This is a genomic window from Micromonospora sp. NPDC006431, from assembly GCF_042870725.1.
In the GTDB taxonomy this organism is placed as follows: Bacteria; Actinomycetota; Actinomycetes; order Mycobacteriales; family Micromonosporaceae; genus Micromonospora.
The window spans coordinates 21,277-30,664 of record NZ_JBIAHQ010000028.1; the positions used below are offsets into that span (position 1 = coordinate 21,277).

1 protein-coding gene is annotated in these 9,388 nt (G+C 76.7%); it reads left to right on the forward strand.

Annotated elements, in window-relative coordinates; genetic code table 11:
• Positions 1-89 precede the first annotated feature (89 nt).
• Positions 90-9,386: an amino acid adenylation domain-containing protein gene (locus ACFYM6_RS31440; protein ID WP_387281105.1), complete on the forward strand. Its 9,297-nt coding sequence runs from the start codon at positions 90-92 to the stop codon at positions 9,384-9,386.
• The last annotated feature ends 2 nt before the right edge of the window (positions 9,387-9,388 follow it).

The window sequence follows — 9,388 nt, forward strand, 5'->3', positions numbered from 1 at the left end:
CGACCGGCCGGGCGGCCACCCGCTCGCCACCCCACCGAGCAGCCAGCCACCCCGCGAACACACCACGTCCGTAGCTCCGGAGGACTGCTGTGCCCGACCACGAGGATGTTCACTGCCCGCTGACCACCGCGCAGTTCGGGGTCTGGCTGGCCCAGCGGCTCGACCCGGACAACCCGATCTACCTCCTCGCCGAGTACGCCGACCTGACCGGCCCGCTCGACCACGCGGTGTTCGAGGCGGCGCTGCGCCGGACCGTCGCCGACACCGAGGCCCTGCGCATCCGGGTCGAGGAGCCGGCCGATGGCCGACCCGTGCTGGCGGTGTCGCCGGCGGTCAACTGGCCGCTGCCGGTGCTCGACCTGCGCGGGGAGGCCGACCCGTTCGGCGCCGCCCTGGACTGGATGCACGCCGACGCCACCCGGCCGCTCGACCCGGGACAGGCGCCGCCGTTCCGGTACGCGCTGCTACGCCTGGCCGACGACCGGACCCTGTGGTACCAGTGCTACCACCACCTGGCCCTGGACGGGTACGGCATGCTCCTGGTGGCCCGGCGGGTCGCCGCGGTCTACACCGCACTCAGCGGCGGCGACGAGCCGGAGCCGGCGTCGTTCGGGCCGCTGCGGGCGCTGGCCGACGCGGAGGCCGCCTACCGGACCAGCGAGCGGTTCGACCGCGATCGCGGGTACTGGACCGGGCGGTACGCCGACCGGCCCACCCCGGCCAGCCTCGCCGACCGGCGGCCGGCCACCCCGCGCCGGCTCACCCGGCGTACCGCCCCGGTGGCACCCGCCACCATGGACCGGCTGCGGGCGGCGGCCCGGGAGCGCGGCGTCGCCGTGCCGGCGGTCGTGGTGGCCGCGATCACCGCCTACCTGCACGGGCTAACCGGCAACGAGGACGTGGTGCTCGCCCTGCCGCTGACCGCCCGGCACAACGCCGCCGCGCGGGCCACCCCCGGCATGGTCTCCGCGATCGCGCCCCTGCGCGTGGCGGTACGCGCCGACGCCACCCTCGGCGCGCTCGTCGCCGGCGCCTCACGGGAACTGCACGACGCGCTGCGCCACCAGCGCTACCGCTTCGAGGACCTGCACCGCGACCTGGGCCTGACCGCCGGGGCGTCGGTGCTCGGCCCGCACGTGAACATCCTGCTCGACGCCGGCGGCGGAGCCGGGACCCGGTTCGGCGCCGCCACCGGCACCGACCACAACCTCGCCGGCGGCCCTGTCGACGACCTGGCCTTCGTGCTCGACGCCCGGCGCGGCGACGCCGACGCCCGGCTGGACCTGGACGCCAACCCCGACCTCTACCCCGACGAGCAGGTCAGCGGGCACGCCCAGCGCCTCGCCGCCTTCCTCGACACCTTCGCCCGGGCCGCGGCGGAAGACCCGGACACCCCGGTCGGCCGGCTCGACCTGGCCGGCCCCGCCGAACGGCGGCTGGTGCTGCACGAGTGGAACGACACCATCCGGCCGGTGCCGGACGTGCGGCTGCCCGCGCTGATCGAGCAGCAGGTGGCGCGTACCCCCGACGCCCCGGCGGTCACCTGCGGGCCGACCACCCTGACGTACGCCCAGCTCAACGCCGCCGCCAACCGGCTGGCGCGGCTGCTGGTCGCCCGCGGCGCCGGCCCGGAGCAATTGGTCGCGCTGGCGCTGCCCCGGTCGGCGGAGATGATGGTCGCCCTGCTCGCCGTCCTCAAGGCCGGCGCCGGGTACCTGCCGGTCGACCTGCGGTACCCGCCGGACCGGGTCGAGTTCATGCTGGCCGACGCGGACCCCCGGCTGGTGCTCACCGTCGACGGCGCCGGCGACGGGCTGCCGGTCGGTGACCGGCTGCTGCGCCTCGACGAGCCCGCCGTCCGCGCCCTGCTCGCCGCGCAGGACGACGGCGACCTGACCGACGCCGACCGGCTGCGACCGCTGCGCGGCGCCCACCCGGCCTACGTCATCTACACCTCCGGCTCCACCGGCCGGCCCAAGGGCGTGGTGGTCAGCCACGACAACGCGGTCGACCTGGCCTGCTGGGCGGTCGCCGAGATCGGCCCGGCCGCGCTGTCCCGGGTGCTGGCCAGCACCTCGCTCAACTTCGACGTCTCGGTCTTCGAGATGTTCGGCCCGCTCGCCTGCGGCGGCGAGATCGAGGTGGTCGACGACCTGCTCGCCCTCGCCGAGCGGGCCGGCGGCTGGTCCGGCAGCCTGATCAGCGCCGTCCCGTCGGCCTTCGCGCAGCTGCTGGCCGGCGGGGCGGTCGACGCGCACGCCGACCTGGTGGTGCTCGCCGGTGAGGCGCTGTCGGCCCAGGCGGTGCGGGACATCGGCGCCGCGCTGCCCGGCGCCCGGGTGGCGAACATCTACGGCCCGACCGAGGCCACCGTCTACTCCACCGCCTGGTACGGCGGGGACCTCGCCGACGGCGGCACCCCGCCGATCGGCCGGCCCACCACCAACACCCGGGTGTACGTGCTCGACAGCGCGCTGCGTCCGGTGCCGCCCGGCACCGTCGGCGAGCTGTACCTGGCCGGCGCCGGGCTGGCCCGCGGCTACCTCGACCGGCCCCGGCTGTCCGCCGAGCGGTTCGTCGCCGACCCGTTCGGTCCGCCCGGCGCCCGCATGTACCGCACCGGCGACCTGGTGCGCTGGCGGGCGGACGGTCACCTCGACTACCTCGGCCGGATCGACCACCAGGTCAAGGTGCGCGGCTACCGGATCGAGCTGGGCGAGATCGAGTCGGTGCTGTCGGCCCACCCGGCCGTGGCCCAGGCCGCGGTGGTCGCCCGCGCCGACACCGGGGTCACCGCCCAGCTCGTCGGGTACCTGGTGCCGGCCGACCCGGCCACCCCGCCGACCCCCGCCCAGCTGCGCGACCACATTGCCGCGGCGCTGCCGGAGTACATGGTGCCGGCGGCCTTCGTGCTGCTGGACGCGCTGCCGCTGAACCCCACCGGCAAGCTGGACCGCGGCGCCCTGCCCGCCCCGGACTTCGCCGCGGCGGCCGGCGCCGGCCGGGCCGCGGCCGGCCCGCGCGAGGAGCTGCTCGCCCGGCTCTTCGCCGAGGTGCTGGGGCTGCCCGGGGTCGGCGCGGAGGACAGCTTCTTCGACCTCGGCGGGGACAGCATCGTCTCCATCCAGCTGGTCAGCCGGGCCCGGCAGGCCGGGCTGCGGCTCACCCCGCGCGAGGTGTTCACCCACCGGACGGTGGCCGCCCTGGCCCGGGTGGCCGACGAGCTCGGCTCGGCCGAGACCGAGGACCCGGACGCCGCGCTCGGGGAGGTGCCGCTGCCGCCCATCGTCGACTGGCTGCGCGGCCGGGCGGCCGAGGCCCACCCCGTCGACCAGGTGGCGCAGAGCATCGTCGTGCGTACCCCCGCCGGGCTGCGCGGGGCGGACCTGGCGGCCGGGTTGCAGGCGCTGCTGGACCACCACGACGCCCTGCGGATGATCCTCCACCGCGACGGCGCGGCGTGGCGGCTGGCGGTGCCGCCCCGGGGCGCGGTGTCCGCCGCCGACTGCCTGCGCCGGGTGGCCGCCGACGCCGCGGTCGGCGCCGCCCGCGCCGACGCCCTGGCCGGGCTGCGCCCCGGCGACGGGCAGCTGCTGCGGGCGGTGTGGGGCGACGCCGGGGCGGACCGCCCGGGCTGGCTGGTGCTCGCCGTCCACCACCTCGCCGTGGACGGCGTGTCCTGGCGGATCCTCCTCGACGACCTGGCCACCGCCGTCGCGGCGAGCGCCGCGGGTGAACCAGCCCGGTTGGCGCCGGTCCCGACCTCGTACCGCACCTGGGCGCGGCGGGTGACGGCCGCAACGCCGACTGGGACCGCGACGGGCGCCGGGCAGGCGGTCGAGCCGGCCGGGTCCATCGTGGACCCGCCGCTCGGGCGCCGACCGGTCGGCCCGGACGACACCGAGGTGGCGGCCCGCCGCCGGACCGTCGGGCTGCCCGTGGCCCGCACCGAGGCGTTGCTGCGCACCGCCGCCCCCCGGTGGTACGCGGGCGTCGACGACCTGCTGCTGGCCGCCCTGGCGGTCAGCGTGGCCGACTGGCGGCGCCGGCACCGGCCCGGCACCGGAGCCGGACTGCTGGTGGACGTCGAGGGGCACGGCCGGGACGGCGTCGACGGGCCGGACCTGTCCCGCACCGTCGGCTGGTTCACCCGGCTGGCCCCGGCCCGGCTCGACCTCGGCGACCTCGACCCGGCCGAGGCGCTGGCCGGCGGTCCGGCCGCCGGCCGAGCGGTGAAGCGCCTGAAGGAACAGCTGAGGGCGCCCGGCCGACGGGGCGGCGAGCCGCAGATCGGGTTCAACTACCTGGGCCGGCTGACCGCCGACGACGGCGCCGACTGGTCGCCGCTGACGGTCGACGGCGAGGTCGCCGCCGGTGGGGCGAGCGCGCTGCCGATGGCCCACCCGCTGGAGATCAACGCGGTGGTGGTCGACGGACCGGACGGGCCTCGGCTCACCGCCGAGTGGAGCTGGCCGGACGGGGTGCTCACCGACGGCGACGTCCGCGAACTCGCCGACGGCTGGCTGGCCGCGCTCGAGGCGATCACCGAACACGCCGCCCGCCCGGGTACCGGTGGGCGTACCCCGTCGGACCTGCCCCTGGTCGAGCTGGACCAGGCCGAGGTGGAACGGCTGGAGCGGAGCTACCCGGCGCTGGCCGACGTGCTGCCGCTCGCCCCACTGCAGGAGGGGCTGCTGTTCCTGTCCGCGTACGACGAGCAGGCCCCGGACATCTACACCGTGCAGTTCGTCTTCGACCTCGACGGCGAGCTGGACCCGGCGCGGCTGCGCACCGCGGCCCAGGCGCTGCTCGACCGGCACCCCGGGCTACGCGCCGGCTTCACCCACCGGGACCTGCGCCGGCCGGTGCAGGTGGTGCTGGACGGCGTCGAGGTGGACTGGCGCGAGCCGGACCTGACCGGGCTCGCACCGGCCGACGTGGACCGCCGGCTCGCCGAGCTGCTCGCCGCCGACCGAGCCGAACGCTTCGACCTGACCCGGCCGCCGCTGCTGCGCTTCACCCTGGCCCGGCTGCCCGGCGGGCGGCACCGGCTGGTGCTGACCAACCACCACATCCTGCTCGACGGCTGGTCGATGCCGGTGCTCGCCGGGGAGCTCTTCGCGCTGTACCCCGCGGGTGGCCGTACCGACGGGCTGCCGCCGGTCACCGACGCGCGGGCGTACCCGGCCTGGCGGGCCCGGCAGGACCGGCCTGCCGCCGAGGCGGCGTGGCGGGCGAGCCTCGCCGGGCTGATCGAGCCGACCCTGGTGGCGCCGGCCGCCGAGCGGGGTCCGGTGCCGCCGGCCAAGCTGCTGCGTGAGGTGCCGGCCGCGCTCACCGCGGCGCTCACCGCCACGGCCCGGACGGCGGGCGTCACCCTGAACACCGTCGTGCAGGGCGCCTGGGCGGTGCTCGTGGGCAGCCTCACCGGCCGCGACGACGTGGTCTTCGGCGCCACCGTCGCCGGCCGGCCGGCGGACCTGCCCGGCGTGGAGACGATGGTTGGCCTCTACATCAACACCGTGCCGGTGCGGGTACGCCTCGACCCGGCCGAACCGGTGGCCACCGCGCTCGCCGGGTTGCAGGAACGGCAGGCCGCCCTGCACCCGCACCAGCACCTCGGCCTGCCCGACATCCAGCGGCTGGCCGGGCACGGCGAACTCTTCGACACCCTGGTGGTCTTCGAGAACTACCCGGTCGACCCGGCCGTGCTCGACCTCGCCGGCACCGGCCTGGCGGTGCGCGGGGTGCACGGGCACGACGCCACGCACTACCCGCTCACCCTGGTGCTGGTCCCCGGTGACCGGCTGGGGCTGCGGTTGGAGTACCGGCCCGACCTGATCGACGCGGACACCGCCGGGGCGCTGCTGGAGCGGATGTGCCGGCTGCTCAGCGGCATCGCCGCCGACCCGTCCGTCCCGGTGGGCCGGCTCGACCCGGTCACCCCGGCGGAACGCCGGCAGGTCCTCGTCCAGTGGAACCGCACCCGGCAGCCGGTCGACCCGGCCACCCTGCCGCAGCTGCTGGCCCGGCAGGCGGCCGCCACCCCGGACGCCACCGCGGTGGTCTTCGAGGGGAGCAGCCTGACCTTCCGCGAGCTGGACGAGACGAGCAACCGGCTGGCTCGGCTGCTGGTCGGGTACGGCGCCGGGCCGGAGCGGTTCGTCGCCGTGGCGGTGCCCCGCTCACTGGAGCTGGTGCTGGCGCTCTGGGCAGTGCTGAAGGCCGGCGCGGCGTACCTGCCGGTCGACCCGGACTACCCGGCCGACCGGATCGCGTACCTGCTCGACGACGCCCGGCCCGCCCTGCTGCTCACCACCCGGGCCACCGCCGCGCTGGCCACCGGCACCGCCACCGCCCTGGTCCTCGACAGCGACGAGGTACGCCAGGCCGTGACGGAACACGCCGCGACCGCGCTGACCGACGCCGACCGGGCCGGGCCGCTGCGCCCGGCCAACCCGGCGTACCTGATCTACACGTCCGGCTCGACCGGCCGGCCCAAGGGCGTGCTGGTGCCGCACCAGGGCATCGTCAACCGGCTGAGCTGGATGCAGCACGAGTACCGGCTCACGCCGCAGGACCGGGTGCTGCAGAAGACCCCGTCCGGCTTCGACGTCTCGGTGTGGGAGTTCTTCTGGGCCACCATCGTCGGCGCCACCCTGGTGGTGGCCCGGCCCGAGGGGCACAAGGACCCCGCGTACCTGGCCGGACTGATCCGCGCCGAGCGGGTCACCACCCTCCACTTCGTTCCGTCGATGTTGCAGGCGTTCCTGGCCGAACCGGCCGCCGCCGGCTGCACCGGGCTGCGCCGGGTGATCTGCAGCGGCGAGGCGCTCCCCGCCGACCTGGCCGAGCGGTTCTTCACCACCCTCGACCCGGGCGGCGCGCACGGCATCGAGCTGCACAACCTGTACGGGCCCACCGAGGCGTCGGTCGACGTGACGTACTGGGCCTGCCGGCCGGGGGAGCGGACCGTGCCGATCGGGGTGCCGGTCTGGAACACCCGGCTGTACGTGCTGGACGCGTTCCTCCGTCCGGTGCCCCCGGGCGTGGCCGGCGAGCTCTACCTGGCCGGCGTGCAGCTGGCCCGCGGCTACCAGGGCCGGGCCGGGCTCACCGCGCAGCGGTTCGTCGCCGACCCGTTCGCCGCCGCGCTGGCCGCCGCCGACCCGTCCGTCACGCCCGGGGAGCGGATGTACCGGACCGGGGACGTGGTGCGCTGGCGGGCCGACGGGGTGCTGGAGTACGTGGGCCGGACCGACCACCAGGTCAAGATCCGCGGCTTCCGGATCGAACTGGGCGAGATCGAGGCGACCCTCGCCGAGCATCCGTCGGTGGGGCAGTGCGTGGTCCTCGCCCGGGAGGACCAGCCGGGGGTGAAACGCCTCGTCGCGTACGTCGTAGCGGCCGCCGGGCAACGGGTCGACGCGACCGTCCTGCGCGAGCACGTCGCCGGGCGGCTGCCCGAGTACATGGTGCCGGCGGCGGTGGTGGCCCTGGCCGGCCTGCCGGTGACCGCCAACGGCAAGCTCGACCGGGCGGCCCTGCCGGCCCCCGACTTCGCCGGGGTCAGCGCGGCCGGACGGGCGCCGTCGACGCCGCGCGAGGAACTGCTCGCCGGGCTCGTCGCCGAGGTGCTCGGGCTGCCCCGGGTCAGCGTCGATGACAGCTTCTTCGACCTCGGCGGCGACAGCATCGTCTCCATCCAGCTGATCAGCCGGGCCCGGCAGGCCGGGTTGGAGCTGACCCCGCGCGAGGTGTTCACCCACAAGACCGTGGCGGCGCTGGCGACGGTGGCCCGGGAGGCGGCCGGCAGCGCCGCGACGGACCCCGACGCCGGCATCGGCGAGCTGCCGCTGACCCCGATCGTGCGCTGGTGGCTGGACCGGGCCGGTCCGCTGACCGGCTTCCACCAGTCGGTGGTGGTGCCCGCGCCGGCCGGACTGACCGCCGACCGGCTGCGCGGCGCGGTGCAGGCGCTGCTCGATCACCACGACGCGCTGCGGATGCGGCTGGCTGGCCCGGCCGGGCAGCGGCGGCTGGTGATCGGTCCGCGTGGCAGCATGGCCGCAGCGGACCTGATCACGCCCGGGCCCGCCGCGGACACCGGCCCAGCCAGTGCGGACAACGGGTTCGATGTCGGCGGGACCGACGCCGATGGACCCGGCCTTGGCGCGCTGGCCGAGGCGGCCCGGGCCGAGCTGGACCCGGTCGCCGGCCGGATGCTGCGGGTCGTCTGGTGCGACGCCGGCCCCGGCCGGCCGGGCCAGCTGCTGATCCTGGTGCATCACCTGGCCGTCGACGGCGTCTCCTGGCGGATCCTGCTGCCCGACCTGACCGCCGCGCTGGACGCCACCGCACCCGACGGGACGGCCGGCGAGGCCGCCGCCGGCAGCCACGCGCCCGGCACGTCGCCCCACCTCACCCCGGTCGGCACCTCGCTGCGGGAATGGGCGGAGCACCTGGTCCGGGACGCGCACAGCCCGGCCCGGCTGGCCGAGCTGCCACTGTGGACCAAGCTGCTCGACCAGCCGGAGCCGGCCCTGGCCGGGCGGCCGCTCGACCCGGCCCGGGACACCGTCGCCACGCTGGCCGACCTGCACGTGGAGCTCCCGGCCGCGCAGACCGAGCCGCTGCTGACCGCCGTACCGGCGCTGTTCCACGCCCGGGTGGACGACGCGCTGCTGGCGGCGCTGGCCCTCGCGGTGGCCCGCCGGCGGCAGCGGCGCGGCCTGGGCGACGACCCGGCGGTGCTGGTGGACCTGGAGCGGCACGGCCGGGCCGACCACGTGCCGGGTGTCGACCTGTCCCGCACCGTCGGCTGGTTCACGAGCCTGGCTCCAGTCCGGCTCGATCCCGGGACGGTGGACTGGGACCAGGTGCGCAACGGCGGTGCGGCCGTCGGAACCGCACTGAAGCGGGTCAAGGAGCAGCTGCGGGCCGCACCCGACGACGGCCTCGGCTACGGCCTGCTTCGACACCTGAACAGCGAGACCGCGGGCGTGCTGGCGGACCTGGCCGAGCCGCAGATCATGTTCAACCACCTGGGCCGGCTGGGCGGCGCCGAGGGCGGCGGTGCGCGGATCGGCGGCGGCGCGGACCCGGAGCAGCCCGTGGCGTACCCGATCGAGGTCACGAGCTGGACCGTCGACGGCGCCGACGGGCCGCGACTCACCGCGGTGTGGCGCTGGCCGGGCGGGCTGCTGGATGACAACGACGTCCGTCAGCTCGCCGACGACTGGCGGACCGCCCTGGCCGGGATCGTGGCGTACGCCGCGGCGGGCGGAAGCGGTGGGCACACCCCGTCCGACCTGACGCTGGCCTCGCTGTCCCAGGACGAGATCGACGAGTTCGAGGACGAACTGGAAGCGGAGTGGGGGCACTAGTG